Origin of the sequence: Candidatus Poriferisodalis sp. (assembly GCF_965237655.1) — a bacterium.
In the GTDB taxonomy this organism is placed as follows: Bacteria; Actinomycetota; Acidimicrobiia; order Acidimicrobiales; family Poriferisodalaceae; genus Poriferisodalis.
The window spans coordinates 61,948-87,620 of sequence record NZ_CBDEGB010000001.1; the positions used below are offsets into that span (position 1 = coordinate 61,948).

The window sequence follows — 25,673 nt, forward strand, 5'->3', positions numbered from 1 at the left end:
GAGACGGCGCCTGCGTCGCGTCGGCGGCGTCAGGTGTCCCGATAGCAACTTTTCGAGCATCACCGGTCGCGTCGATCCGAGCGGCACAGAGCGCTTGTCGGGTTGCGGGCGGGGTCTTCTGGTCTGTCACGCGATGTCGTTGAAGTCGAAGCTGCCGCGGAATTCTTGGAGCAGCCACTGGTGCTGGCCGTCGGCGATCACGTCGAGCATGCTGCGGCCTTCGTACGCTTCGGTGCTGCGCCGTGCCGCGATCGGTTCTGTCCCGGTGCGCAGCCGGTAGTGCAGGATGTCTGCGATTTCCGCGAGAGAGCCGATGACATCGAGCCGCTCGGCTGGGGGTCCGGTCAGCAGCCACTCGTCCACGGTGTGGCGTCGCACGCCCGTCATCGCGGCGATGTCGCTGCTGGAGAGGTTCAGGATGGCCATGGCCCGCCGCAGCGGTGAGCTGTAGCGGCGTTCGAGCTCGATGTGCTCGAGCGTTTTGTTCGTCCAGTCGAATCGGTGCGGGTCGATGCTGTCGCGCACCTTGACGCACTGCTGGGGGATGCCTGCGACGTAGCCGCGCAGCCGGTCGATGATGACCCGCACGCAGCCGATCCCGTCGACTGTGGGGGCCAGCCACAACACGGCGGCGACGTCGCGTCGCAGCAGGTGCACCGCGAGCCGCGAGCTCTCGCCGAGGGCATGTTCGGCGCTTTCGAATTCGCCTTCGCCTGCGAGGGTGCGGATCGCTTCATCTGCGACTGCGCAGTAGCGCCGCAGCGCGGCGAGGTCGCTGTGGCCGGTCACCCGGAGCATGAGGATGTCCAAAGCGGCGACGACATCAGGGACCTGTTGTGCGGCGAGGGCGGTGGCGCTGTCCAGATCGCCGTCGAGCAAGTCCTCGACACGGGTCATGACGTCTCCTGGATGACTCTGCGTCGCGCAGTTGCGTGGACGCGTTCGGGAATCGCTGTGATCGCCTCGGAGGCGGTCTCGCCGGACAGATCGGCATTTGGCTTGGTGTCGCCGATTCGGGCCGGGTAGCCGGTCAGCAGCGCCCCCGCTGTCCGCTCTTTGTGTTCTGCTGACATCACGAGCTCCTTCTCGTCGGGCGTCGCATGCGGTCGAGGAATGCTCTGAGGCGTCCCGCGGGCCGGCGCCACATTCGGGGTGTCGGGTCGGGTCGGGGGTTGATCTGGTTGATCCAGTCCGGCGGCAAGTCGTGCTCGCGGGCGATGTCGGCTCCGATGGTGGCGAGCACTGCGTCGCCGCAGTCCGCTGCGGCGGCGTAGTCGACGGGGTCCTCGTCGGGGTCGAACACGAACGCCGCGACGATGCCGCTGGCGACATAGATCCGCAGGTTGATCTGCTCGGCGTCGAGCCGCTTGTCGAATGCGTCGAGCGCTGCTCGGGTGCGTGGGTCCAGAGGCGGCGTGGTCATGGCTGCAGCGTCGCGCCGGGGTGTGACATCGCCCCGGGGGCGGTCGTCTTGGGGTGATCAGTTGGTGAAGGAGACGTGCAGCTCGGGTTCGGCGGTGAGCCACGCGATGTGGTCGCGGTGTCCGTCGTTGGCGAGCCCGACTGATTCGGTTGTGTCGCTGATCTGTTCGCGGTGGGAGCGGTGCCAGTGGCCGTGGATCACGTAGCGGGGCTGGGCGTGGTCGACGGCGTGGTCGAGCAGCAGACGCATCTGGTGCATCGCGTGCTGGGTTTCCCACGGGATGGCCCCCATGCCTCCTTTGATGCGGCGGACTTGTGCGGGGGCGTCGTGGGTGAATAGCACGTCGAGGGTTCCGTCGTGGTCGGTGTCGACGTTCGCGACGAATCGGTCGAGTTCGTGCGGGGTGAGGGTCTCCTGTGGCCATCGCCATCGGTGCACTGAGCGGTCGCGTCGGTCGGGGGACACCGCTCCGCCGAGCGCTGCGCATCGCAGGCCTGCCCAAGCCCAGGTGCTTCCGCGCCATGCCCACCACAGCGATCCGCCCAGATGCAGCGGCCGTCGCGTCGTGATCGCTTCTTGCGCGGCGGGTGTCTTCGCGTAGCGGCTGAGCGCGGGCCAGTCTTCGTGGTTGCCGTCGAGGACCACAACCGGGACGGGCGAGTCGTGGGCTTCCCACATGAACTCGGCTTCTTTGGAGCGGTGCTGGGCTCCGTGTCGGTCCGAGAGCCAGAAGTCGCCGACCTGCACGATCGCCGCGGCTTCGAGATCGACGGCCAGGTCGATCGCGGCGCTCAGATGTGTCTTGGTGCCGTGAACGTCGCCCACGACGAGCACCTGGCGAACCCTTTCAGATGAGAGGCCCGCGACGTCGTCCCAGTGGTGCTGGGTTGTGAACTCGTAGAGATCCCATTCGATCATGCGGCGTTCTCCCCGCAGCGCCGACGCAATGTGCGCCCGGGGCGCTTCGGTGCACGGCTGCGTGTCGCGGCTGTGTGGACAACGTAGACGCAGGACGCGAAATGAGCCGAACGGATTTCGGTGTGCACGCTCACGGCGGCGGGTTCGTGTGACACCCCTTCGCGAGAGTCGCGGCCATGTCAGCGACACAACAGCGAGAGCGTCAAGCGGTGGTGTGGCCTTCGGGCGATCTGTCCCGTCGGGTGGTCCTCGACGGCGTCGAGGTCACGCTGGTGCGCCGCGACGGCGTGTGGGGTGTGGTCGACGAGGACCTGCTGGTGTCGGAGTCGGCGCTGATGGGCACGCTGGGCCAGCCGACCGAGGCAGTGGGGCGTGCGCGGGGTGTGGTCGCGGCGTTGAACGCGGATCTGGTGCGCCCCGATCAGCTGAGCGGTCTGGTGCGCCGGCTGGCGTGGTTGTGGATCCGTCAGCCGTATGGGTATTGGCATTTGGGGTTCGATGAGCGCGAGGCGTTGGCGGTGGCGTGCGCGCATCTGGACAGCAACGCGGCGTGGGAGTTCGTGGCGTGGGTGCTCGCGAAGCGGCTGGAACCAGCGCTGTGGCGCACTGCGTGGCGTCCCCCGGGTTGGCACAACTGGACCGGGGAGGGCCGCTGGGAGTTCGATCTCGGTATTGATCGGCGTCTGGGCGCAGAATTCTTCGAGACCATGGCTGCTCATCGGGATCGGCGCTTCGGCGACGTGGCCACGGCGACCGATCCCGACGGGGACCCTGAGCGGCTCGGGGAGCTGGCCCGTGGCGGCGACTGGAGGCTGCAAGATCTGATCGCTGTCAATCCGGCTACTCCTGTGGACGCGCTCGAGGAGATGAGCCGCGGGCCTGCCCGCAGTTTCAACGACATGTGCCGTCGGTTGCGGGTGCTGTCGAACCCGTCGACGCCGGGATGGCTGATCGCCAAAGCAGCGGTCGCCCAGATCGACGGCTTCTACTCGCGGCAATCGTGGCGCGGGCACAGCCCTGAGAGCATCCAGAGGATCTGCGCGACGGCTCATCCGCGTGCCCCCAAGGGGCTGCTGCGCGAACTGACATCTCACCCTGACCCGACGGTGCGCGCCGCGGTCGGCGGGTCCGCGAGGGCACCGCTGCGGGTGCTCGAAGCGCTCGCGCCGAGCCTCGATGTCGAGGTGCGCACTGCGGTCGCAGCGAACCGTGCGGTGCCTGCGGGGCTGCTCGGCCCGCTCGCGGCGGACTCTCACCGGTGGGTGCGCGCGGCTGCCGCAGCGAATCCCGGGGCGGCTCCGGCTGTGCTGGAGCGGCGCTGTTCTGACCGTGTCGCGGCGGTGCGGCGCCGGGCCGCCGCCAATCCGGCGACACCGCCGGGTGCGCTGCGAGAGCTGTGCGAGGACCCCGACAGCGCAACAGCCGCTGCGGCAGCAGCGAACCCCGCTGTGGACCGCACAGACATGAGCCGCGTCGCCGAGCGTCTCGCCCACGACCGACGATGGCGTGCCCGCTGTGTCGCGGCAGCAATGGCAGAGACCCCCGCCGGGCTGCTGGAACGCCTCGCAGCGGACCCCCACCGTCAGGTCCGCGCCACGGCCGCGGGAAACCGTCGCACCCCTGCGGGGGCGCTAGCAGGGATCGCGGGGCGCGCCGAGGCCGACGCTGACCTCGGCACGCTTAGCGAGCTGCTCGACAACGACGCGCTGGACGCGGAGCTGCGCACACAGGTCGCGGATGCATTCGTGACGGTGTGCGGACCGCCCCCCGAGATCTGCATGACCCCAGCGGACCGACGCCGATGGGCACAGCGATGAACCCGCCCGGCACTGCGCCGACGAGGCGCGAGCCGATGCGTGTCACACCCCCCTGGCAGCGTTCGCGGCCTCCCGAAACGACCAAACAGGCAAGGAGCTCACGATGAGCGAGACAACCCAGCGGCTCACCCTCGAAGCAATGCAAGTCCTGATCGCGTCACGCGTCCCGGTGCTGTTGTGGGGCGACCCTGGCACCGGCAAGACCGTCACCGTGGAAGCGTTCGCCGCAGCCGCGGGCTGGGCGACCGAGACGGTGGTTGCGTCGCTGTATGACCCCACTGACATCGGCGGGCTGCCGGTGCGCACCCCCGCCGGGGTGATTCTCGAGCCCCCCGCATGGGCGCGACGCGTCGCCGAGCGCGACTCCGACACGCTGGTGTTCTTCGACGAGATCAACACCGCCACCCCCGCCACCCAGAACGCACTGATGCGCGTCGTGCTCAGCGGCCGAGTCGGCGACATCGACCTCGGCGCCAAAGCCAGATTCGCCGCAGCAGCGAACCCACCGTCGCAGAACTCCGGGGCGTGGGATCTCTCCGCGCCGCTCGCGAACCGGTTCGCACACCTCAGGTGGCCATTGGGCGTCGATGAATGGGCAGCTGGGCACCTCGGCGGCTGGCCCGTCCCCGAGCCGCTCAAGATCGGCGACCCGGATCCCGGGCGGGTGTCGTTCCATCGGGCGATGCAGACCGCGTTCATGCGCCGCCGCAGCGAACTGCTGTGCGCCGTGCCCGACATCGCCGCAGTGTCCGATGACAGCGGCGAACAGGGATGGCCGTCGCCGCGCACCTGGGAGCGCACCGCCATCTGCCTCGCCGCAGCCGACACCGCCGGTACTAATCCCGACGTGCACGAACTCGTCGCCGAAGCGCTGCTGGGCACCGCCGCCGCGGCGGAATACCTGACATTCCTCGCGGAGCTCGACCTGCCCGACCCCGAAGCGCTCCTCGCCGAGCCCGCGTCGCTGCGACTGCCCGAACGCTCCGATCAGCAGCTCGCGTGCCTGCACGCCGTCGCCGCCGCGGTCAGCGAGCACAACACCCCCGCACGGTGGGCCAAAGGCTTCGAAGTGTGCGTCGCAGCAGCCCGACAGCACGCACCCGACATCGCCATGACCGCAGCCCGCACCTTCGCCGCGATCCGTCCCCCCAAAGCACGCCTCCCCGAAGGCCACGAACTCCTCAACGACGTGTTCCTCGAACTCCTCGACCCCGACAACGACCCGGAGCCCGGCACATGAGCACACACCGCGACCACCACAATCCCGACGATTCGACAGCAGCCCAGCAGGCCGCGCTGCGGCGCATGCGCGCCGCCCGCTACTGGATCGCGTCGCACTGCCCGTATTACATGACCGCGCTGTTCCGCTGCCCGCTGCGCACCACCGGCCACATCGACACCGTCGCGATCGACACCAGCTGGCGCATCTGGGCCAACCCCGCCCACATCGGAACCCTCACCGTCGACCAGACCGCAGTCGAGCTCATGCACGTCCTCAACCACGCCCTGCGCGGCCACCACCAACGCGCCCGACGAGCCGTTGGCAACCCGCTGCACACCCGCGCATGGAACCTGGCCGCGGACTGCGAGATCAACGACGACCTCATCGACGGCCTCCCCCACGACACTGCCGAACTGCCCCACCACTGGCCCGGGCCATGGGACATGCACTACCCCAACTCCCAGACCGCCGAGACCTACTACCGCCAGATTCTCCACAGCGACCGCATCGACCCCGACAACGGCACCATCGAATGGGGCGACCCCAGAACCGGCGACATCCACCGCGTCGACGCCGACTGCGGCTCCGCAGCCACCGGAATCACCCCCTGGTGGGAACCCCCACCAGACACCGACACACCCACCAGCACCCAAGAACGCATGCTGCGCCGACGCGTCGCCCAAGCAGCCCTCGACCACGAACAAAACGACCCCGACACCGTCCCCGACAGCCTCCTGCGCTGGGCAACACAACACCTCCACCCCCAAATCGACTGGCGCCGCACCCTGCTCGCCGCGCTGCGACGCGCCACCCACCAACGCGCAGGCGACGCCGACTACAGCTGGACCCGACCACCCAGACGACCCAACACCCACACCGCGCACGGCGAGATCCTGCGGCCCGCCACCACCCGACCCATCCCCGACCTCGCCGTCATCATGGACACCTCAGGATCCATGAGCCCCGACGAGCACCAACAAGCCGCAGCAGAAATCCACAACATCTGCACACAAGTCGTGCCCGGACACCACATCGACTACTACGCCTACGACACCCAGACCCAAGCCCACCAGCGCACCACCGGCACACGCAACCTGCCCCTGCACGGAGGCGGCGGCACCGACATGGAAACCGCCATCAACACCATCGCCCAAACCCGACCCACCGCCATCATCGTGCTCACCGACGGACACACACCCTGGCCCGACCAACCCCCACCCGGAAACCCCACCACCATCGCCGCGCTCATCGGCACAGACGCCCCGATACGAGACGTACCCGGCTGGATGCGCACCATCCACATCACCTGACCCGCAGCACGAGGAAGTTCGCTGAGGCTCCGAGCCAGCACTCTCGGAGCGGGTGTGCTTAGGTGCCTCCGATGCCGAGATCCAAGAAACCGCCGATGGTCCTCGTGACCCTCACGCCGGACCAGATCGACCGAGCCAAAGAAGCCAACGGGCGACGCAAGCAGATCACACACGCTCTGATCTGCGGCGACTACGGGCAGATGTTCGGAACCGAACGACAATGCCTCAAGTACTTCACCGCATGGAATTCGATCTTCCGACCGCTCTTCTCAAGAGTCCACAGGACAAAGAAGCACGACATCGAGAACTACACATCAACGGAGAATCTCGTGATACGCCTCATCAAAGCCGACGACCGCCGATCAAGACGCGGCTAGACGCGATCTCCTTTGCGAGCAAGGCTTGCCGTTCGGGCAGTTCCGGGACGGTCGAAAACTGACCGTCCCAAGAGTGCGTCAAGCCGCCAGGCACCGAGCGACGACGCCACAATGGGCGTATCGGAGGTTCTCGTAGGGAACAGTTGCGCCAAAATCGAGGTTGGGAGGTGCTTCGCTAGCAACTGATCCAAGCACGTGCCTCTCGGCCTGAATGCAGTGGGTCCTCACTAACCGAGTAAGCGAATCGGTCTCTGGTTCGTACCGTTCGCAAACCTCGGTCGAGATACAATCGAGCCGGTGGCGAAGTATGCCGCTTGCTGCGGCGCTTCACGGCAGCAAGCAGCGCGCCCCGGTCAAGTTTGCTTCGCCAAACTTGTATTGAGCAATTCATCGTAAGGATAGTTCAGTTTGTGTGCGACGTACTCAGCCGGAGACTCACCTACGATTCTGAGGAATTCAGCGTCATGAACTGCCCAAAACTCACGGTACAGGTCTTCCGCACTCAAGGCACCTTTGAAGAATGCACATAGCTTCTGGGCATTGTCTTCAGGATTCTGCGCAACTCCCTTGTCGCCCTCTTCGATTGCGAACAGGCCGAGCGCATCTAAGGGAACCGAGACGCGCTCCGGGTCGCTGCTCTCCGCTTCATCGCTGCTCCTCAGCTTCAACCGCGTAAAGGCCTCGGTCAGCCCCAATAGCGCGGCTGCTCGAATCCAACCCAAGACAGTGTCAGGTTCCTCAAGCAGAATGGAGCTAGGGTTCTGCGCGAGTCCCTTTGGCGTACGCTTAACGAGCCTGCCCCTGAAGAAGCCGAAACTCTCTTCATCCGATACATGCCATTTCTTGAAGAGGCTTCGTAGCATACTGTCTGCATGATCCAGGAACGGCGCTTCGGTGCCCATCGACTCTAGCCAGGCTATTCGAGCCGCGACTTCCGATCGTGTGTGCACGAAGGCGACTCTCGCGCTTGCTTCAGATGTGAACTTGAACTTCTTTGTCCAGTGGTCAACCTCAGGTCCTACTCCACCGGACCACTCAACACGGGTTGCGTCGCTGCTTCGATTTGGGTGGTAGAACGGTCGGTAAACGAAGAGATGCGGGGTGTTCTCTACGATGATGTGATCCCTGAAGGAAACCTCCTCAAAGATTCTCGACTCCAATGACCGTGTGACGCTTAAGGCAATGTCATCGATAGGACTGAGGTCCTCGGTGAATATCTCTGTATGTTCCGGCGATAGATTCCCGATGCTTCCATCGGGCAGCTCTATCTTGCTCACCCAAAGCAGCTCCGATTGTGACTTTGGTAATTCCCAGCGCGCTGCCAGCAGTGCGGATTCTCTGCCTCCGTAGTCAACCGGGCCAGAATCATGGCCGTCGCAGCCGCTCGCGCCCTCGCCGTTGAGGCTCGGCTGCGCTTGTTCCTCGTCCGACTTGTGCTGATCGATAGTCGCAAAGCGGAGTTCGTCGATCGCGGTTGGATTTATCAGGAGCTGCTTGCCTCTTGAAAACGCGAAGTGCAGATCGTTGACTTCACCTACGACGGAACCCCATTCTCCCAATTCCTCCGGCAGCGAACTGGACTTCTTGTTGAGCCGCCGAACTTCGGAGATGCGATGCGACAAGTAGGTCCTAGGGATCTCGGAAGATTTCGCTAGATGCCACAGAGCGGTCTTCGAATGCTTGGTCCCCAGAATCGTAAAGTTTGCGCCGAGAATTCGCGCGATATTCTCCGCGTAGATCATCTCGGAGCGCCGCCATGACATAAGGTGCCCGAGCGCAAGCTCTTTGGCTTCCAGGCGGAGGCGGCGTGCCGCTAGCTTGTTTTGCCTGACAGCATCGTCGTCGTCTGGCGGGTTGGACGACGCGTCTAGCGAGCCTAGATTGAGACCTCGCAACCCTGCGATCAGAGATGCCTTATTGTCGATGACAGACTGAGAGTATAGGCCTCCGGGGTTCTGCAATCTTGAGTACATATCAAAGATGTCGTCAATCAGAATCACTACATGGTCGAATTTGCAGCCTTCGCGATCCAGGTGACGTACATCGACTGGTGAAAAGAATTCACCGGTGTTCGAGTCGAACCATGTCAAGTGCAGCGAGAGAACACGCAAGTCAGCTTTCTTCGAATTCGCGTGCTTATCCATCAGACGGTCACAGGTGCTGTTCCATGTCTGATATAGCTCGTCCCGCGGCAATGTGACTACACTGCCCATCGATGGAACAGTGTCGCCGTGATTGACTATTCGCGCATCGCCCTTGTAGCTCTCACAGAGAGATGTCTCGAGATCCCGCAACGCTTCGACTTTGCCTGCCTCGGCATCGGAGTTCTCATCGCTGTCGGAAAGCCCTCTGGCAATTGCCGACAAGCCGGTACCCGACGCTGCGCAAAGCAATACGAGTGGACTCTGGTCCATGACGAGAAAGGCTCGTTCGACCCGGTCTAGCTATTCTCAAGGCGCTTGATAGCTTCAAGAATATCTGTCTTCCCGACGAGAGTCGAATTTCGTGAGCGAAAAATTGGACGAGGCAAGCGACAATTTGGCGTGAATATCCAAGCGATAGACGAGTTCTTTAGCTTCTGACGGATTTCTTCGATCTCGGGAAGAGCCGGATCTCCGGTCAGAATCGCCTGAGTCGTGTTCAGGTACGCGTCGCGCGCCTGCTCGCTGTTGAATACCTGCTCATATAGGGATGCTGCCCTTTTGCCCTTTGTCTGGATTGCAGAGCCTGCTGAGACTGAGTCGTCCACTTGATGTCCTTTGCCTTCTCCGGAACTCGTTTCCGAATTTTCATTCGATTTCTGCCGAAACTGCGAACCAAAGTTCCTCCGTTTAAGTTACAGTAATGTAATTCGCCGCGCGCCCAAGGGATGCCCTTATCTCCAGCGGACTCGACCGCTCCCGCCACGCAGCGCGGGCGCAGGCCGGGTCGTCATGCAGCGTCGCCGCGTCTGAAGACGTCGAGTCCCGCAGGTCACGTGCACCAGGGAGTTACATGTGGTCCACCGATACGCAGCGACCTCAAGACCGTTCACCCGACGGCAGCGCTGCTCACGTCTCGCTCGACGGCTACAGGTTCTTCGCGGCAGCACAGAGCATCACCCTAGACGCGGGCCGCGTGCGGGGCTTCCTCGTCCGAAGGCACCGATCACCCGCTGCGAATTCCGAGGGCCATCAACCCACTCTCGCGCTTCGTAGCCGGACTCAATCCCCAGTCATGCCATTCCCAGCCGTGGCGTCGCGACGGCACTGCCCCTCGACGAGAGCGAGTCTGAGACACGACGCTGGATCCATCGTTGGCGCAGGGTCTCTCGCCGTCGTCGCTGTGCCGTTTGTGCAAGCGGCACATGCGGCCAGCACCGCCACGTCCCGGCGGCACACCTGCCCTCTCGGTCAAGGACAACGCGCTCGCGGCAGCCTGGACTGGCCGTGGCCTCAGAAGCCACGCCAGTCGCCACCCGATTACCGCACCGTCATCGCCGACCTGCACGCACCAACCGAGACCATCCTACGGTGGATACACGCCATTCGCATCGCTTGATCACATCTAATCGTTGCGAGTTGCCCATCTGCGAAACACTCGGCCGGTGTCCTTCTTGACAACCTTCAATTGACCCACGTAGTCGGTTTTGTCGAGGACCCGGTATCGAAGTGACGCGTCGACGTCGCGGATGGCGGCAGACCTAGGACTGGCTTCGGCTCTTGAGCGTTGTGACTCAGTCCTCGAGGCCAGGTCTCGATCTCCAGCGGCGCGCCGCGCTTGCGCGGCCGTTTGCAGCTCGGCGCAGCAATGCTGCTGTAGCTGGCCATCGGAATGAGATCGTCTCCATGTCGCTCTCGGCCTGGGCTGCGCCTTGTTCGGCCTCGGCGGCCATCTGCGGCACAATGCCGATTTGAAGCGGGGTCGGTCCGCTGACTAGGCCTTGCACGAGACCGTCCACAAGCGCTTCAGACTGCTGTTCTTCGAGCAGATCCCGCAGCGCGACTGGCGGGGAGATCCCCTCGTCAGGGTCGGGCGGCAGCGCTGCGAGCACGCGACCGAGGCGCTCCTCGGCGAGCTCGCGGATGTCGGCATCGGCCAGCAAGCTGCGAGCCTCGCTCAGCCACGTTCGGAGAAGCTGCTTGTCGGCTAGGCCGTCTTCGTCGAGCCCCGGCGGAGTTCGCCATGTATCGAGCAAGCGCTGCGCCTCACTTCGAAATGCCCGGTCCACGTCGATGCCGTAGACGGATTGCAGAAGCTCGACGTAGAACCCTGGATCGAGCGCCATGCGGTCATGCAGGAATGGGACGGGTTCGCTCACGCGGCGTGCTGAGATGAACGCAATCTGCAGTCGCGCCAGCTGCTGTTGCTGAGGCAAGTGAAGATTGTCGCGTGTCAGCGGGCAATGCTCGGCGAGTCCGTCGAGCATTTCATTGATGTTCCAAGCGTCCATGTGGGTCGGAGTTCGGTCCGGTTCAGAACTCGCGCAGCCTTCGAGTGCCTGCATCGCGAGTTCGGCGTAGCGGTCAGGTGAGAGTTCCGATGTTCTCCGGTACGAGACCAGGAACTCGGCCGCGTCCATGTGCCGCTCCACGCTGAGCAGCCCGACGGCGGTCCGTTCGACGTGGCAGAAATCGCTGCCGAGCCCTCGTGTGTCCATGCGACGCCAGAATGCGGCTTGCACTTGAGGATCTCGGGCGTCAGCTTCTTGCCATGAGGCTGGGTGGTCTCGTGTCAGCGCGAGCAGCCAGCCTGCTTGAGCGGGGCTTGACTGGGGATCGTCGAGCAAGTCTCTCACCCATGCCCATTCGTCGATGTCGGATTGGCTCAGTCTCCGAAAGAGGGTGCCGAAGTAGCCGTCAGCCATGGCCGCGTCCCGCTGATCCTCCCACTCAGACGAAGGTGCTGTTGCGGGCATGTCGAGGCTCCCGTACAGCCACGCTTCGATGGAGTCGAGCGGGTCGCTCAGCTCGCCCGGGCTGGATGAGCCGACGGAGTGCCGGAGGTGCGCGATCGAGACACCGACGCTCGCCACGGGCCCGAAACCCGAGTCGGAGCCGATCTCGTCAGCCAGCCGCTCGATCCCTCGACGGCCATCAGCTCGGATGATCTGCGCCACGGCCTCGGAACGTCGGTCCCTCAATGCCGCTTCGTAGGCTTCGTGGTCGTCGTAGGCTGACGGGCCATCGCCGAGGTCCGGCGAGTGGTGCTCGAACAGCCACAGATGATCTTCACTGTCGTTGTCATCTGAGGAGCGGGCGGCGTTCGCGAGCTCCCCGAGGTGGGAAAGTCGCTCGGCCTCCGCGGCGGGCAACGACCAGTCTTGGTCGGCGTGCTGCTGATGCGTCCGGGCCAAGTTGGGCAGCGTTCGGCCGATTTGCAGGAGCTGATCGGGTTCAATCGTCGGCGCAGCCTCCGACGTCAAGAACTCCTCGAACATGTCCCAAAGCGCCGAACGCTGCGGAAGCGGCACACGCGCAGCGCTCGCCGGCGTGGCGGCATCTACAAGATCCAGAATTGCGTTGCTGTCATGGTGGCGAACGAGCCGGCAGCGCACCGCTGCCACCAGCATCGTCGACACCTCGCCTACATACTCCGTCACCGAATCAAGTGTGATGTCTCGTGAAGGCAGTTCGTAGTCGCGAACGGTCGGACGGGGCCCATCAATGACAGTCGAATGCTGTTCGGGGATCAGAGACAGGAGCAGCTGCGAGAGTGCTTCGAACATTTCCGCGGCAGAGTCGGAACCGAGAACTCGGCTGCTGAGTCCACTCAGGACATCGAGCCGTGCTTGGTTGCTCGCGGCGGTCTGCGGAGCCCAAGGAGAGAAGATCTCTGCAAACGTCCGCGATGGCCGATTGGCGATGCGACCCCCCGGATAGAGCACGTGCAACCGCAACAACACGTCGGCGATCTGCGGAAGAAGATCGGGCAGCCACGCCAACGTCTCGAAGGCGAACAGAACACGCACATGAGGCGAACTCGGACCCATGATGTCAACGGCGTCGTGCCGGTCGGTGAACAAGTGCTGCGCGGCATCGTCAGCCAGCTCGCAGGAGATCTTGACAGCGGCCAGAAACTCATCGGGTGCAGCCTCCGCCAGTAACGACAAGATGTCGCCGAGATCCACGAGACGCCCCGGAGTCCCGACAAGCTCGTCCGGGAGGACCTGCGCTGCGTTGGGCCCGGCCGTTTGCCCGCTCGCGCCCGCGAGCAGTCTGCGCACGGTGAACGCTGCCACGGTCGTCACGTCCGAGCAATGCCTCAACGTCTGCCGGTCCACCGCATCCGCCAACAGTGCAAGCGACCTCGCCAGTCCTCGGCGCAACTGCGGCGAGTATGACCATCCTCCGCCAATGAGGCCCGCGGCGGCATGCTGCGAGCCTTGCATGCCGCGACGCGGATCGATCTCGCCGAGCACACGATGCGCCGCTTCGACCAAGCGTTCGACATCAGTGTCGGTGAGCAGCTTGGGCGCGAGCAGCTCCCACGCATCGCGTGGAGCCGCCAATCTCCATTCAGAGTTCGATTGCTGAACCAGCGGATCGCCGCCATCTGCTAACCGGTGCAACTCCCGCTCGATCGTCTCGTACTCGACTTGACCACCCGCCAGATCAACGAGAATCTCGCCGTCGGAGTACTCCTGGTCGAATGTCCGCAGCCCGGTCGACCAAGCCCCGGCGAGCAGCGCAGCACGAATGGAGCTCCGCTGGTTCTCGCTGCCTTCGTCGCGCGCCCACAGCGGAACTTGCACGACATGATCGACTGACAAGGCACGGCGCAGCGCAGCAGGGCTCCTGCGCCCCAACGCACCCAATTCTTGAGCACGGTGATACTCCATGCCGGATCGCTGGGCAGTGCCACAGCTCAGCGCCTCAGCCACTGCCGATGCCTTGAGGAGAGGCACAGACACAAGGGCTCCCGATCCCTGCGAGCGCCTCGGCACAGCGAACCCATCGCCGCTTCGAGCTGCCGCTGTCACAATCAAGTGATGATTCCGCGCTGACTGGCCCACGACGAGACCAGGATCAGCAGCGACCAGCACCATCGGGCCACCGGGTTCGCCCAGAAGTCGGCTCAGCGCCGCTTGCCCATGCACGAACACCATCCGCTCCAGCAACGCGAAGCCCGCAACAGAGACACCCGAGGCGGACGCGGCGGCTGCAATGAACTCAAGGGCATCGTCGAGCGACTCAGCCTCGACAGTGACAGGCGATGTGCCACTCGCCAATTCCTCACACAGCTGCTCGGCTGCATCGGACCTGCCCGAGAGCACAACAGACTCGCTGTAGCGGACGTCCGTCCGAGCCAACCGGTCCTTCCACCAAGCAGGACCCGGCTTGAACTCGGCAGCGTTCAGATCCAGCCGCTCCGCCAGCCACAGCTCGGTGAAGGGCGCGACGGCGAGCCAGCTGAGGAGATGGTCAAGGCCGTACGCCCGAACCGAATTCCAGTCGCTGCTCGTCCGCTCGGCCTCCCACTTATCCGTGTCGGACCACTGGCGCAGCGACACCGCCACATAGCTCGTATCAGGCTTTTGCCAGCCCGTTGGAGCATCAACGCGCTTATCAAAATCCTTCTTCGCCTTGTCAGCCGGATGTTCCTGGGTCGACACTTCCCAGACAGACGAGCCCTCGGGCACCCACATCGAATCCGGCGGTGCACCTTGCACGAGTCCGTCGAAACCCGGAAGGACGACACCCTTGCCACTAGGGAAGTAGGCATCAGCACGGCCCCCTGTGGTCTCAATCACCAAACGCCGCATCAGCTCCGGCAGCGTCGATTGCGCATCAGGCCAGCGGGCCCAGCCCTCCATGTGAGCACGTTCCACCAATCCAATTGTCATGACGGAGCAGGATACGAAGCGAACAGCCGTCCCAAACTGAGGTCAGCAGGATTCTCTTCGAGTGGATCTGCGTTCCCTACGCTGCGAAGCGATGAGGAGCTGCTCCAGCGCATCAGGCATTGAGGGGCTGGAGATGCGTATCAGGGCGGTGGCGCGACGTTCGAGGCGCGGCGAGCTTGACGGTCCTGGGGCGTTGTCGGGTCCGGTGCTGTTTCAGTACCCGGGGAGGATGGCTCCGTCTGTTCAGTCGGCGATTTTCGACGCTGTGCTGCCTGCTCTGCCCGACGGGGCGGCTGTGTTGGATCCGTTCGTGGGGTCGGGCATCACTCTGGACGCAGCGCGGTTGAGGTCGCTGGAGTTCACCGGTATTGACATCAATCCGCTCGCGGTTCTGATCTGCGCGGTCAAGGCCGGCCCGCTGCGCTGTGCTGAGTTCTTGTGTAGTGCCCGGTCAGTGGGGCTGGCTGCGCGATTTGATTCGCGTGTGGGATTGGACCATGAGTTCGCCGGTCTCGAGAAGTGGTTTCGACACGACGTGGCCACGGATCTCGCGCGTTTGCGCAGAGCGATCCTCGACGTCGACGATGATGCGACACGGGATTTCTTGTGGGTGTGCATTGCCGAGACGGTCCGCAATGTCAGCAACTCACGGATCTCGACGTACAAGCTTCACATCCGCCTTCCCCATGAGTTGCGGCGGCCGTTGCGGGTCATCGACTTCTTCGAAGCAGTCGCTGAATCGTTCACGGAGCAGCTGGCCGAGCACGCGAGTGCGCCGCCCGACTCAGGACGCGACCACTATCGAATGGCGCGGTTGGTGTGCGGCGACGTCCGGGCCGCTGATCGCACAGTTCTGCCGCCCCGCAGTTTCAACTTGGTGATCACATCCCCGCCCTATGGCGACAACTACACAACCGTCCCCTACGGCCAAGCCTCATACCTGCCCCTGCACTGGATTCCAGCGAGCGAGCTTGCGCGCACCACAAAGAGCCTCCACCCCACGACCGCGTACGAAACCGACAAAGGGAGTCTCGGAGGGTCGATGAAGGCTCCGCCAGGCCGGCCACCGCCTGAGTCCGAGGCGCTCGCTGTGACGCTGCAGCTGCTCAGCGGCGAGCCGGCGAAGCGAATCAAGCGTCTCCGGCGATTCGTCGAAGACCTCGACCACTGCTTGGAACGCATCATCGAGGCTTGCGTCCCCGGAGCAGTTCTCGTGTGGACCATCGGCGATCGGCACGTAGGCGGCCGGCCCGTGCCGCTGAGGCAGATCTTCAGCGAACTGGCCGTATCGCGGGGACTCTCGAAGAAGGGTGCGATCAACCGAGTTCTGTCCCCGAACCGTCGCATGGCTCCCCGCAATCGACACGCACCGAGGATGTCCTCAGAGGACTCGCTCGTGTTCGTCATGCCGACAGACCGCTGAAGTCAGCGAATCGCAACAACCGATCACCGGACGGCGGGTCGTTCACAGGCCGCCCATGAGACGCTCAGCCACGACCCACGAGTCCGTGGAGCCCTTGCGGGACTGATGCCCACTAGGCCCATACCGGTCGTCGCAGCGATGCGTGATCACTTCGGCGTCTCACCCCATCGCGATTCCGCGAGCTTCGGATCGCGCTGTTCTTCGGCCAGGCCGCGATCACGTCAACCCGCATGAACGCTGCGGAATCGCCCAATTCGACGCCGAAAACGGAAGATCGCCAGGCGACCTCTGGGACCCTGGTGCGTCGCAGCCACGGCACCGCTCCACAACCACACGGACAGCGCCGCGGCTGCGACAACCACAAGTCGACATGCAACGTACACCGCGCACCCCGCTGCCGAGCCGGCCCACTGCCAGGCAAACCGCACGACGCGCGCTCGGCCATGCTTCGGATCGCGCTGTTCTTCGGCCAGGCCGCGATCACGTCAACCCGCATGAACGCTGCGGAATCGCCCAATTCGACGCCGAAAACGGAAGATCGCCAGGCGACCTCTGGGACCCTGGTGCGTCGCAGCCACGGCACCGCTCCACAACCACACGGACAGCGCCGCGGCTGCGACAACCACAAGTCGACATGCAACGTACACCGCGCACCCCGCTGCCGAGCCGGCCCACTGCCAGGCAAACCGCACGACGCGCGCTCGGCCATGCTTCGGATCGCGCTGTTCTTCGGCCAGGCCGCGATCACGTCAACCCGCATGAACGCTGCGGAATCGCCCAATTCGACGCCGAAAACGGAAGATCGCCAGGCGACCTCTGGGACCCTGGTGCGTCGCAGCCACGGCACCGCTCCACAACCACACGGACAGCGCCGCGGCTGCGACAACCACAAGTCGACATGCAACGTACACCGCGCACCCCGCTGCCGAGCCGGCCCACTGCCAGGCAAACCGCACGACGCGCGCTCTCAGTTGCCTGTGGGAGTGCGTCGTGAGTCTCAACACGGACGCAGTGCGGACGCTGAGCGAGGCTCTTGGTCGTCGTCCGGGTGCTGGCAGCATTCGTGCATCGGCGCCGGCGATTCTCGCTCGGCTGAGGGAGACGGCCGATCTGCCGCCGGCGGGTCTGAGCAATCTGCTGTGGATTGCGCGGATGTTTCTGGAGTACTTGGCACGCGTCTCTGGTGATCGCTGGGAGAACGTGACCCCGCAGATGGTCCTTGACTTCTACGAAGGGGACTGGACCGATCCGAAGTCGGGACGCAAACCAGGCCGATCCGAGCAGTCAAGAAAGCAGCGTCGTTGGGGTGGCCGCCGCACGCTGGCATCCGTAGTCGCGTTAGGTGCGATCCCGCCCGGCGTCGAGGTCGCAGGGTGTCTCAGGCCGCGACGCAACTCCTCCCGACCCGGCATCTCTGACAGCGATCCGGAGCGGATCGCTCATGTGATCGATACGTGGTACCGCCAAGGCACCGACCCTGCTGGAGCGGACCCGCTGACGGCCGAGACGCGAAAGTGCGTGACGATCGCGGCCCCGCCGAGTGTGTCCACGGCAACGACGATGCTGCTGAGCGTCTATCTGGCATTCGAATGGGGCTTGAAGAAGTTCGGGTCGATCAACCGCTTGGCAGTGCTCCACCCCGTCAATGTCGAGGCACTCACCATGGACCCCGACCATGTCTGGAGCGACGGCTGGCGCGCACAGGTGCGCAGCACTCTGCGACGAGTCGGGCGAGCAGTCTGCCCCGAGCAGTGGCCCGACCAGCCGCGGCCGATAGGGGTCCGCGAAGCCGTAGCACCCTACGACCCGGTCGACGAGTTCATGCTGCGCGAAGCAGGTTTGATGCCCGCTCGCGAGCCTCGGTGCGAACGGTTGGCGCTGACCGGCTTGACCTTCGGCGCGGGGCTGCGAGGAACGGAGATCTTCCCGCTGGGACCCGATGACGTCGTCAGGCTCGACGGGGCCCGGCTGGGCGTTCGAGTGAAACGAGATCGGACACGAATCGTCCCGATCCGCAAGCACTACACCGATCTGATCGCTGAGGCCTGCAAGCTGCGCAAGAAGGGCAGGTTCTTCACGAACGACAAAGCGGCCGCGCCGTCGCGCATCGCTGCGCGCATCAAGGTCGACAACTTCGGGCACCTGTCGATCCACCGCGCCAGAGCCACATTCGTGTGCGCCCACATCCGCGCCGGCACGCCGCTCGACGCCCTCGACGAGATCGCCGGGCCGGTCACAGGCGCATATCTCCATCAGATGCTCGCGTACTGCGCCGAGTTGGTCGATCCGACAGAGGCAGCAAACAGAGGGCTGCTGGCATGAAGCGGCGCCCTGCCCCCGCGGAGAGACAGCCGTCTGCTCCGTCATCCGCGCAACTCGAACCAGCGGAGGTCGCCAGACGCCTCGACAAACGCGAACTGCCTCATGACGTGCTCTTCAGCGACGCCAAGTTGGAGATGGCGGACTCAGAGCATCTCGCCGAACTCAGGCAGGTGCTCTCCGAGGCAGGAGTCCAGCCGTACCTCGCGCGCCGATTCCGACCAAAAGGAGGCAATGAATCGCAACTGAAGCCACCTGCTTGGCTGGCGGGCGAAATGTACGTCGCCGGCACAGGGAACACGAACCTGCGGACCAAGCTGACCGGGTTCTTCGCGGGTCTGCACCCACAAGATGCCGTCGACATCGGAATACAGACGACCAAGGAATTGCAGGACCCTCTCACCTACAACATCGTCGGCAAGCAGAGCCGAAAGATCGAGTACGGCCTGTGCGAAGGCTGGGTGGACGAGACCGACGGCACCGTCTGCGACCTGGACTGGTTTCTTGACTCGATAACCCGTGCGTCGCTCCCCCCAGATATCGCATTGTTGACAGAAGCGATCGCCGTCGACCCAACCGACTTCCCATCAGCGGCCAATCCGAGAGTGTCACGGAGCAAGGCAGAAGCCGCCACCGAAGACGACCTCGCCGAGCTCAACAGGCCCGTCCGCCCCCGCAAAGGCGCGAAGAGGCGCCAGTTCAAACGGACCAACGGCCTCATCGGCCAACGGCGTCCCGACGGAAGGGTCATCCTCAGCAGCACCCCAGGCGCCAGCTGGGGCTACCGAAGCGGCGCCAGCGGCCACGAAAAGGGGACATTCTTCGGGAACTACGTCACGGTCGCCGTCGCGACCAAGTCCAGGCAAGTGACCCGAAGCCTCAAGAAAGCGAAGTTCGGGCCACCCATTCCGCCATACATCGTCTCATGGAACATCAGACCCGCAGGCAGCAACCCGGCCGAACTCAGCATCAATGTCGTCGACAAAGCCCTCAGGCTTTGCCCCAACATCGAAGACATCATCGTCGACATGGGCATCTCCCAGCTGCGTCAAGCCTTCAACCACGAGATGCACAAACGCGGCAAGCACGTCACCATGGACCAAAAAGACAACATGCTCGAGGCCGCGAAGCCTGCCCTGCTCGGCCCCAGCAAGTACCCCGCGTTCGTCCACGGCGGCACAATCCTGCACATATGCACGCCGAAGCATCTCCGAGTCCCAGCTAAAGGACTCACCGACCAAGAACTCCAGGAGTTCTACAACGAGCGAGAGCGATTCGCGCTCACCGTCAACCAGCACCTCCCTAACGGCGACAAACAATTCGAATCCCCCGTCCACCGGGGCCGGTTCGCCGTCGACCCCACACAGCTCACCGGCACGACCGGCAAGGCCCTGTACCCCGTACCCGACGACATCAGCACCCTGTTCCCCGACATCCCTGAAGATGTCCTCTACCAGCGGTACGTCACCGTCACCGCCGAAGAGCTGGACGACTTCCAACAGCCCCACCACGGCACCACGCCACAAGTCGAGTCCTATGGCCGTCGCAACCAAGCCGAGAACGGAATCTCAGTAATCAAGGACAAGAACGGGTTCACGAACAAGACCTGCCGAGCCCTCAACGACGCCGCCCGAGCGATCTCAGCCCTCGCTCGGATCGTCCACCACAACCTCAACACCACCCGCAAGCGAAAGCAGGCCGTCAAGGAAGCAAAGAGAGCCAGGCGCGCTGGCAACCGAGCACGCCCCAAGACGCACGCGTCCACAGATTCCGGCACGCCCGAACCATCAACCCCGCCCGAGAACGACACCGACGATCCCAGCGCTGCCAAACCCCGCACGCGGCCCGGTTAGATCACCTCACACGCCATGAACGAGGCAGACGGCCGCTGAGCCGTCCGCCTCTTCGCGTCCCCACACCGACAACGCACGTCACGCGTCACGCGAACTATCCACTCGGCCCGCACGAGCGGCTTAACACCTGCCGAAACGCGCAAAATCGGGCCCAACAGGCCCGATTTCATCGATATTGGCCAACGTCCATACCGGATATTGGCCAACATCCGTTGGTGGCGGGGGCAGGATTTGAACCTGCGACCTTCGGGTTATGAGCCCGACGAGCTTCCAGACTGCTCCACCCCGCGGCGAGAGCAGCCACACTACCAGCGGCCTCCCGAAACCAGCAAGGCCATGAACTTCCTGCGCGCTTTGTCTATGGTGAATTAGCCATAGACTGAGCAGTTGCGAGGTGATGTCCGATGACACGCGCCTACGACGAAGTGGTCGCTGCGCGCCGAGAGCGCGTTGAGCCAGGCGCAGCAGCGCACAGCGAGGTGCTTGCGCAGGCGTACAACATCGCCATACAGGTCGTGGAACTGCGCGAGAAACATGGCCTGACCCAGGCCCAGTTGGCTGAGCGCTGCGGTGTGAACCAAGCTGACATCAGCCGGATCGAACGCGGTGCAACGAGCCCCACGGCACGAACCCTGCAGCGGATCGCTGACGCTCTCTACGCCGACGTTCGCATAGTGGCCCGACCGAGGTGAGATTGCGGTACAACAGGGTTCTGCCAGATCGCTCACCTTCACCTGCCTCCGCCAGACGGCGCGAGCGAGGCGGGAAGGTCGCGTCTGGCGTGAAGGACCCGCCACACGTCGGAGAAAGATGGTCTGTCGACGTAGAACACGACATACGGGAAACGCTGGAGCGACCAACTCCGGAGTTCGGGAATCCCCAGCTCATGAGCCCACCGCGTTGAGCCGGACAGCGGATGGCTGCTGAGGTAGTCGAACGCTTGGTCGAGTTCCGAGATGAAGCGGTGAGCCACGCTCGCGCCAGCCTCGATTGCGTAGTAGTCAACAGCAAACCCAATATCCCGCGCTGCGGCAGCGTTGAGTTCGACCGCCTTTGCCATCGTCGGCGAGGTCTACACAGTGGCGTCGGCGACTGGTCCTGAGGCAGGCGGGTAGTTCGAGTTGGCGGCCTCACGAACTCGATCTCGCAGTGAGGCGAAGTATTCCTCGTCAGCCCGTCCCACGATTGGCCCTGCAGCACCATCAAGCAGCAACTCACGCAAGCGTGACCGATCCTGGTCGCGGCGGATCAGCTCGCGGACGTACTCGCTCGTCGAGCCATACCGGCCGCAGTTCACCTGGCCGTCGGCGAACGCCTTGAGTTCCACCGGAAGCGACACGTTCATCGTTGCCACACACGCATCATACCGCGGTGTTGGCAAACTCTGCCAAATGAGCGGCCTAGCCGGTGGCGGCTTGTTCGAGAATGCGGGCGGCCCTGGCGATCAGGCTCTCGGCTTCGTCAACGGCCGTCTGGTAGGCCGCCAAGTCGCCTTCGCGCAGCGCCGCATCGGCCCGGTTGAAGGCCGTCGCGGCCCGCTCGAGCAGGTTGCTCACCGTGTCGGTGTCCAGCGTCGGCTCTGGCTCGTCGTCGGCAGGCGCAGCTGCCGCCGGCTCGTCGGGGGCATCATCAGGCGTCACGGCCGGCGCCGCACCCGTCAGGCTCACCGTCTCATTGCCGATGTCGATGTCAACACCGCCGATGGCCTTCTCGAGTGCCCCCTCGAAGGTCTCTGAGATCACCACGTTCGAGCCGATGCCGGCAATCACCAGCTGCAGCTCGGGCACCGCCGTCGGCCCGGTCGCCGCAATGAACAGCGGCCGCACATACAGCAGCGAGTTCTCCACCGGGATCAGCAGCAGGTTGCCGGGCCGCACCACCGAGCCGTTCTGATTCAGCAGCGTCAGCCGCTCGGAGATCTCCTCCTCGGTCTGGATGTTCGAGTTGAACAGCGCCGGACCGTCGATCGGCTGATCAGACCGGATCTCGAACACCTCGATCTGGCCATAACGGTCCGGATCGTTGTGGACCACCATGAAACCTTCGAGGTTCTTACGAGAGTCGTCCTCGGAGAACGGCACGAACGGCCGGAAGATCACAAACGAGGCAGAGTCGTCCCCCGGCAATCGGAACAGCAAGTACTGCGGGGAAATCCGAGCCTCGACCGTCGCGATCACCTGCCCGGTCGTCTCGTCGCGCACCGTCTCGACCGTGGTCTGCCCGATCGAATCGCCCGGGTCCTGCGCAACCGCCCATGCCCCGGCTGCGTCGTAGAACTCCGACGGCTTGTCCAGGCGGTAACGGCCCCACGCATCGGTCTGCACCCGGAACAGGTCCTCCGGGTACCGGAAGTGCTCACGCAGCTCGGCCGGCGGCGAGCCATCGGCAAACAGCGCAGGGAACTGCTTGATATAGGACTGCACGATCGGATCGTCGTCATCCACAACATAGAACGTGACCGTCCCGTCGTGGGCGTCCACCACGGCCTTCACGGAGTTGCGCACGTAGTTCAGCGGCTGACGCAGATCGCTCCCCGGCGTCGCCGCCCGCGAATTAGTCCGCTGCGCATACGGGAACTGCGACGTGGTCGTGTAGGCGTCGAGCACCCACTTCACCTTCCCGTCGATGACAACCGGATAGGGGTCGTTGTCGTAGGACAGGAACGGGGCCAGCAGCCGCACCCGGTCGGAGATGTCGCGGTTGTAGAGAATCCGGCTGTCGCCGGTGATCTCGCCCGAGACCAGCAGGTTCGGCTCGGCGAAGCGCATCGCAAACGCCAGCCGCCGCAGGAAACCGCCGATGCCCACTCCGTCGGAGCCGTCATATCGAGTCGTCTTGGTGCGGTCGTCATCGTCCTGGAAGTCGACCTCGGCACGCCGGGCGCCCACGATGGCGTAGCCCGGCAGGTCCTCGCCCACATACAGCCCGGGCTCGTCCAGCTCCAGGGCCTCAGCACCCGGAGAAATCACGTTCGGGATGTCGCCCAGTGCGTACGCCGGCCGGCCGTTGGAGTCCACCGTATTGGCCGGCGCCGCCGCCACGCCGTAGCCGTGGGTGTAGGCGACGTGCTCGGTCTCCCACGTGTCGGTCGGCAGCTCGGTGGGCCGCAGCTCACGGGCCGCCAGCACGATCTGGGTGACCTTGCCATCGATTTCGTACCGGTCCACGTCGATGTCGCGGAAGTCGTAGAAGCTCTTGATGCCCTGGGTCTGCTGGAACGTGTCCTGCATGACGGCCGGGTCCAGCAGCCGCACGTTGCGCACCGTTTCGAAGTTGTTCTCGATGTCGGTGGCGGTCAGCTCCGGTGTGAAGTTGAACTCACGCGGCGTCACGTCGTCGAGCCCGAGTGCTATGCGGGTCATCTCGATATTGCGCTCGATGTAGAGGGCCTCCCGGGTGGACTCCGAGGGCTCCACCTGGAAGCGCTGGACGATGGCCGGATACGCCGCTCCCGCCAAGCCGGCAACGACCACCCACAACGCCACCGCGATGACCGGGTAGGTGAAGCCGCGCCGCCAGATGTTCACGATCAGCAGCAAGAAGCTGAAGATGCTGATGATCATGAGCAGCTGCAGGACGGGCAGCTGCGCGTTCACGTCTGTGTAGGTGGCACCGTCCACGAAGCCCCGCGTCGACAGCGTCAGCTCGAATCTGTCGAAGTAGTACCCGACGGCCTTGATGAGCGCCAGCAGACCTAGCAGCAGCGACAGGTGTGCCTTCACTTGCGGTATGACCCGGCTGCCTGCGGGGGCCTGAACCCGGATTGCCCCGTTCAAGTAGTGCCAGATCGTGGTGAAGATGAACGTGACCAGCACGGCCGCGAAGGCCCAGCCGATCAGGAAGTTGAAGAACGGCAGGCGGAAGATGTAGAAGCCGACGTCGCGGCCGAACTGCGGGTCAGTGAGGCCGAATTCGGTGCTGTTGATGAAGAACAGCCACGCTTGCCACTGGCCCGAGACGCCCGAGCCGACCATGAAGGCCAGGATCAGTGCGACGGCGATGCGGATGAGGCCGCGGCGCCGGCGGCTCATCTGGCGCCAGCGGGCGGCGATGTCCTCGGGCGGGCCTGGAGGGGCCGACTTGGCGGCCATGCGCTCGGCGATGAACAGGTTCACCCACAGCAGGACGAAGAAGATCGCTGTGAACAGCAGGCCGAGGCCGATCTTGGCCCACAGCACTTTCCACCACACCGAGGCGAAGCCCAAGCTGTCGAACCACAGGTAGTCGGTGTAGAAGCCCGCCAGGCCGCGAATGGACAGCAGCAGGATCAGCCCGGCGCCGATGACGATGCCGATGATCAGGCGGAAACGGTTGATGTTGCGACGGCGCGGCACCCGCCGAGGCTGCTGGGGCTGCTCGGACGCGGGAGGCGGCATGTCCTCGGGGGGACGCATACGGCAGCGAGGCTACTGGGGCGCGTGGGCGCCGCAGCCAGCGGACCGCGCTGTCGGCGGGCGAGGCGCGTAGGTTCGGCGGGGTGCGCCTGGCGGCATTGGTTTCGGGAACCGGCTCGATCCTCGAAGCGATGCTGGGCTGCGGGCTGCCGGTGGGCTTGGTGGCGGCCGATCGGGCGTGCCGTGGGCTGAGGATTGCAACCGATGCCGGGATCGAAACGGTGCTGGTGGAGCGTGAGTATTGGATGGTCGAGGTGGCTGGGCGATCCGGCGGGGCTGGTGCGGGCGGCGAGTCGGGTGGATCGGGCCGGCGGCGATTCGACCGGGACGGTTACAGCTGCGAGCTGGCGGCTGCGCTGGCCGGACGAGATGTGGACGTGGTGGCGATGGCCGGCTTCGGCACTGTGCTGGATGGATCGTTCTTCGAGTGGGGCGGCGGGCGTTACCGGGGGCGGGTGCTGAACACGCACCCGTCGCTGCTGCCGGCGTTTCCGGGCTGGTATGCGGTGCGCGACGCCCTGGCTGCGGGGGCCACCGAGTCGGGCTGCACGGTGCATGTCGCGATTTCAGAGGTGGATGCGGGCCCGGTGCTGGCGCAGCGTGCAGTGCCAGTGCTGGCAGGCGACGATGAGACCACACTGCACGAGCGGATCAAGACCGTGGAGCGAGAGCTGTACCCGGCGACGATTGCGGCGTTCTTGGAGCGCTGCGAGACCGATGAGGGCGCTGCACTGGTCGGAGGTTTGGCTGGCGGCAGACTGGCAGCCATTACAGGATTCAGGAGGGACTGAC

At 64.5% G+C, this 25,673-nt stretch carries 19 protein-coding genes and 1 tRNA gene; 9 read left to right on the top strand and 11 right to left on the bottom strand.

The features are described from left to right. Positions 1-126 precede the first annotated feature (126 nt). From ACPXYO_RS00305 to ACPXYO_RS00320, 4 genes are read right to left on the bottom strand one after another with little or no spacing between them, the layout of a single operon-like run. Positions 127-897: a hypothetical protein gene (locus ACPXYO_RS00305; RefSeq protein ID WP_423915732.1), complete on the bottom strand. Its 771-nt coding sequence runs from the start codon at positions 895-897 to the stop codon at positions 127-129. Next, complete coding sequence (locus ACPXYO_RS00310; protein ID WP_423915734.1) at positions 894-1,073, bottom strand: hypothetical protein; 180 nt, start codon at positions 1,071-1,073, stop codon at positions 894-896. The genes ACPXYO_RS00305 and ACPXYO_RS00310 overlap by 4 nt, the downstream gene beginning before the upstream one ends. Continuing rightward, positions 1,073-1,423 (bottom strand): hypothetical protein, encoded by a 351-nt coding sequence (locus ACPXYO_RS00315; RefSeq protein ID WP_423915736.1) that lies wholly within the window; start codon positions 1,421-1,423, stop codon positions 1,073-1,075. Before ACPXYO_RS00315 ends, ACPXYO_RS00310 begins: the two co-directional genes overlap by 1 nt. A 57-nt stretch (positions 1,424-1,480) precedes the next feature. Then, positions 1,481-2,341, bottom strand: coding sequence for a metallophosphoesterase family protein (locus tag ACPXYO_RS00320; protein ID WP_423915738.1), 861 nt, complete (start codon positions 2,339-2,341; stop codon positions 1,481-1,483). A 176-nt stretch (positions 2,342-2,517) separates the two neighbouring features. On the opposite strand from ACPXYO_RS00320, the gene ACPXYO_RS00325 reads away from it, so the two are divergent. The 4 genes from ACPXYO_RS00325 (at position 2,518) to ACPXYO_RS00340 (ending at position 7,067) form a co-directional block, all read left to right on the top strand. After that, entirely contained in the window at positions 2,518-4,158 is a 1,641-nt protein-coding gene (locus ACPXYO_RS00325; protein ID WP_423915740.1) for a hypothetical protein, read from the top strand. 103 nt (positions 4,159-4,261) lie between these two features. Next, positions 4,262-5,398, top strand: a complete 1,137-nt coding sequence (locus ACPXYO_RS00330; RefSeq protein ID WP_423915742.1) for an AAA family ATPase — start codon at positions 4,262-4,264, stop codon at positions 5,396-5,398. Further along, entirely contained in the window at positions 5,395-6,690 is a 1,296-nt protein-coding gene (locus ACPXYO_RS00335) for a DUF2201 family putative metallopeptidase (protein ID WP_423915743.1), read from the top strand. The genes ACPXYO_RS00330 and ACPXYO_RS00335 overlap by 4 nt, the downstream gene beginning before the upstream one ends. A gap of 71 nt (positions 6,691-6,761) precedes the next feature. Further along, a complete protein-coding gene (locus tag ACPXYO_RS00340; RefSeq protein WP_423915745.1) occupies positions 6,762-7,067 on the top strand; it encodes a hypothetical protein in 306 nt (101 codons plus the stop codon). A gap of 353 nt (positions 7,068-7,420) precedes the next feature. Here the strand turns inward: ACPXYO_RS00340 and ACPXYO_RS00345 are convergent, their stop codons facing one another. From ACPXYO_RS00345 to ACPXYO_RS00355, 3 genes are all read right to left on the bottom strand, one after another. Beyond that, complete coding sequence (locus ACPXYO_RS00345) at positions 7,421-9,481, bottom strand: hypothetical protein (protein ID WP_423915747.1); 2,061 nt, start codon at positions 9,479-9,481, stop codon at positions 7,421-7,423. A gap of 26 nt (positions 9,482-9,507) precedes the next feature. Beyond that, on the bottom strand, positions 9,508-9,816 hold the full coding sequence (locus ACPXYO_RS00350) for a hypothetical protein (protein ID WP_423915749.1): 309 nt from the start codon (positions 9,814-9,816) through the stop codon (positions 9,508-9,510). A 966-nt stretch (positions 9,817-10,782) separates the two neighbouring features. Continuing rightward, entirely contained in the window at positions 10,783-14,892 is a 4,110-nt protein-coding gene (locus tag ACPXYO_RS00355) for a hypothetical protein (protein WP_423915751.1), read from the bottom strand. Positions 14,893-15,121: 229 nt separating this feature from the next. On the opposite strand from ACPXYO_RS00355, the gene ACPXYO_RS00360 reads away from it, so the two are divergent. The 3 genes from ACPXYO_RS00360 to ACPXYO_RS00370 all read left to right on the top strand — a co-directional run bounded on the left by ACPXYO_RS00360 (position 15,122) and on the right by ACPXYO_RS00370 (position 20,487). Continuing rightward, positions 15,122-16,315 (top strand): hypothetical protein, encoded by a 1,194-nt coding sequence (locus ACPXYO_RS00360; RefSeq protein ID WP_423915753.1) that lies wholly within the window; start codon positions 15,122-15,124, stop codon positions 16,313-16,315. 990 nt (positions 16,316-17,305) lie between these two features. Continuing rightward, a complete protein-coding gene (locus ACPXYO_RS00365) occupies positions 17,306-18,637 on the top strand; it encodes a hypothetical protein (RefSeq protein ID WP_423915754.1) in 1,332 nt (443 codons plus the stop codon). 107 nt (positions 18,638-18,744) lie between these two features. Beyond that, positions 18,745-20,487 carry a hypothetical protein gene (locus ACPXYO_RS00370; RefSeq protein ID WP_423915756.1) on the top strand — a complete coding sequence of 581 codons (1,743 nt, stop codon included), beginning with the start codon at positions 18,745-18,747 and terminating at the stop codon, positions 20,485-20,487. 213 nt (positions 20,488-20,700) lie between these two features. Here ACPXYO_RS00370 and ACPXYO_RS00375 read toward each other — a convergent pair. Continuing rightward, a tRNA-Met gene (locus ACPXYO_RS00375) sits at positions 20,701-20,777 on the bottom strand. A 114-nt stretch (positions 20,778-20,891) separates the two neighbouring features. Here ACPXYO_RS00375 and ACPXYO_RS00380 point away from each other — a divergent pair. Continuing rightward, entirely contained in the window at positions 20,892-21,179 is a 288-nt protein-coding gene (locus ACPXYO_RS00380) for a helix-turn-helix domain-containing protein (RefSeq protein ID WP_423915757.1), read from the top strand. A 38-nt stretch (positions 21,180-21,217) separates the two neighbouring features. Here the strand turns inward: ACPXYO_RS00380 and ACPXYO_RS00385 are convergent, their stop codons facing one another. Genes ACPXYO_RS00385 through ACPXYO_RS00395 form a run of 3 tightly spaced genes read right to left on the bottom strand, consistent with a single transcriptional unit; the run spans position 21,218 to position 24,881 of the window. Beyond that, the gene (locus tag ACPXYO_RS00385) at positions 21,218-21,547 is read right to left on the bottom strand and encodes a type II toxin-antitoxin system RelE/ParE family toxin (protein ID WP_423915759.1); all 330 of its coding nucleotides are present in this window, start codon (positions 21,545-21,547) and stop codon (positions 21,218-21,220) included. 12 nt (positions 21,548-21,559) lie between these two features. Beyond that, positions 21,560-21,841 (bottom strand): type II toxin-antitoxin system ParD family antitoxin, encoded by a 282-nt coding sequence (locus ACPXYO_RS00390; RefSeq protein ID WP_423915761.1) that lies wholly within the window; start codon positions 21,839-21,841, stop codon positions 21,560-21,562. Between the two features lie 46 nt (positions 21,842-21,887). Next, complete coding sequence (locus tag ACPXYO_RS00395) at positions 21,888-24,881, bottom strand: UPF0182 family protein (RefSeq protein WP_423915763.1); 2,994 nt, start codon at positions 24,879-24,881, stop codon at positions 21,888-21,890. Positions 24,882-24,964: 83 nt separating this feature from the next. On the opposite strand from ACPXYO_RS00395, the gene purN reads away from it, so the two are divergent. Further along, on the top strand, positions 24,965-25,672 hold the full coding sequence (purN, locus tag ACPXYO_RS00400; RefSeq protein WP_423915765.1) for a phosphoribosylglycinamide formyltransferase: 708 nt from the start codon (positions 24,965-24,967) through the stop codon (positions 25,670-25,672). Position 25,673: the final 1 nt, after the last annotated feature.

Excerpts from the sequence above, each read along its gene's own strand:
- ACPXYO_RS00305 (WP_423915732.1), bottom strand. The coding sequence starts at position 897 with ATGACCCGTGTCGAGGACTTGCTCGACGGCGATCTGGACAGCGCCACC.
- ACPXYO_RS00310 (WP_423915734.1), bottom strand. The coding sequence starts at position 1,073 with ATGTCAGCAGAACACAAAGAGCGGACAGCGGGGGCGCTGCTGACCGGC.
- ACPXYO_RS00315 (WP_423915736.1), bottom strand. The coding sequence starts at position 1,423 with ATGACCACGCCGCCTCTGGACCCACGCACCCGAGCAGCGCTCGACGCA.
- ACPXYO_RS00320 (WP_423915738.1), bottom strand. The coding sequence starts at position 2,341 with ATGATCGAATGGGATCTCTACGAGTTCACAACCCAGCACCACTGGGAC.
- ACPXYO_RS00325 (WP_423915740.1), top strand. The coding sequence starts at position 2,518 with ATGTCAGCGACACAACAGCGAGAGCGTCAAGCGGTGGTGTGGCCTTCG.
- ACPXYO_RS00330 (WP_423915742.1), top strand. The coding sequence starts at position 4,262 with ATGAGCGAGACAACCCAGCGGCTCACCCTCGAAGCAATGCAAGTCCTG.
- ACPXYO_RS00335 (WP_423915743.1), top strand. The coding sequence starts at position 5,395 with ATGAGCACACACCGCGACCACCACAATCCCGACGATTCGACAGCAGCC.
- ACPXYO_RS00340 (WP_423915745.1), top strand. The coding sequence starts at position 6,762 with ATGCCGAGATCCAAGAAACCGCCGATGGTCCTCGTGACCCTCACGCCG.
- ACPXYO_RS00345 (WP_423915747.1), bottom strand. The coding sequence starts at position 9,481 with ATGGACCAGAGTCCACTCGTATTGCTTTGCGCAGCGTCGGGTACCGGC.
- ACPXYO_RS00355 (WP_423915751.1), bottom strand. The coding sequence starts at position 14,892 with ATGACAATTGGATTGGTGGAACGTGCTCACATGGAGGGCTGGGCCCGC.
- ACPXYO_RS00360 (WP_423915753.1), top strand. The coding sequence starts at position 15,122 with ATGGCTCCGTCTGTTCAGTCGGCGATTTTCGACGCTGTGCTGCCTGCT.
- ACPXYO_RS00380 (WP_423915757.1), top strand. The coding sequence starts at position 20,892 with ATGACACGCGCCTACGACGAAGTGGTCGCTGCGCGCCGAGAGCGCGTT.
- ACPXYO_RS00385 (WP_423915759.1), bottom strand. The coding sequence starts at position 21,547 with ATGGCAAAGGCGGTCGAACTCAACGCTGCCGCAGCGCGGGATATTGGG.
- ACPXYO_RS00395 (WP_423915763.1), bottom strand. The coding sequence starts at position 24,881 with ATGCGTCCCCCCGAGGACATGCCGCCTCCCGCGTCCGAGCAGCCCCAG.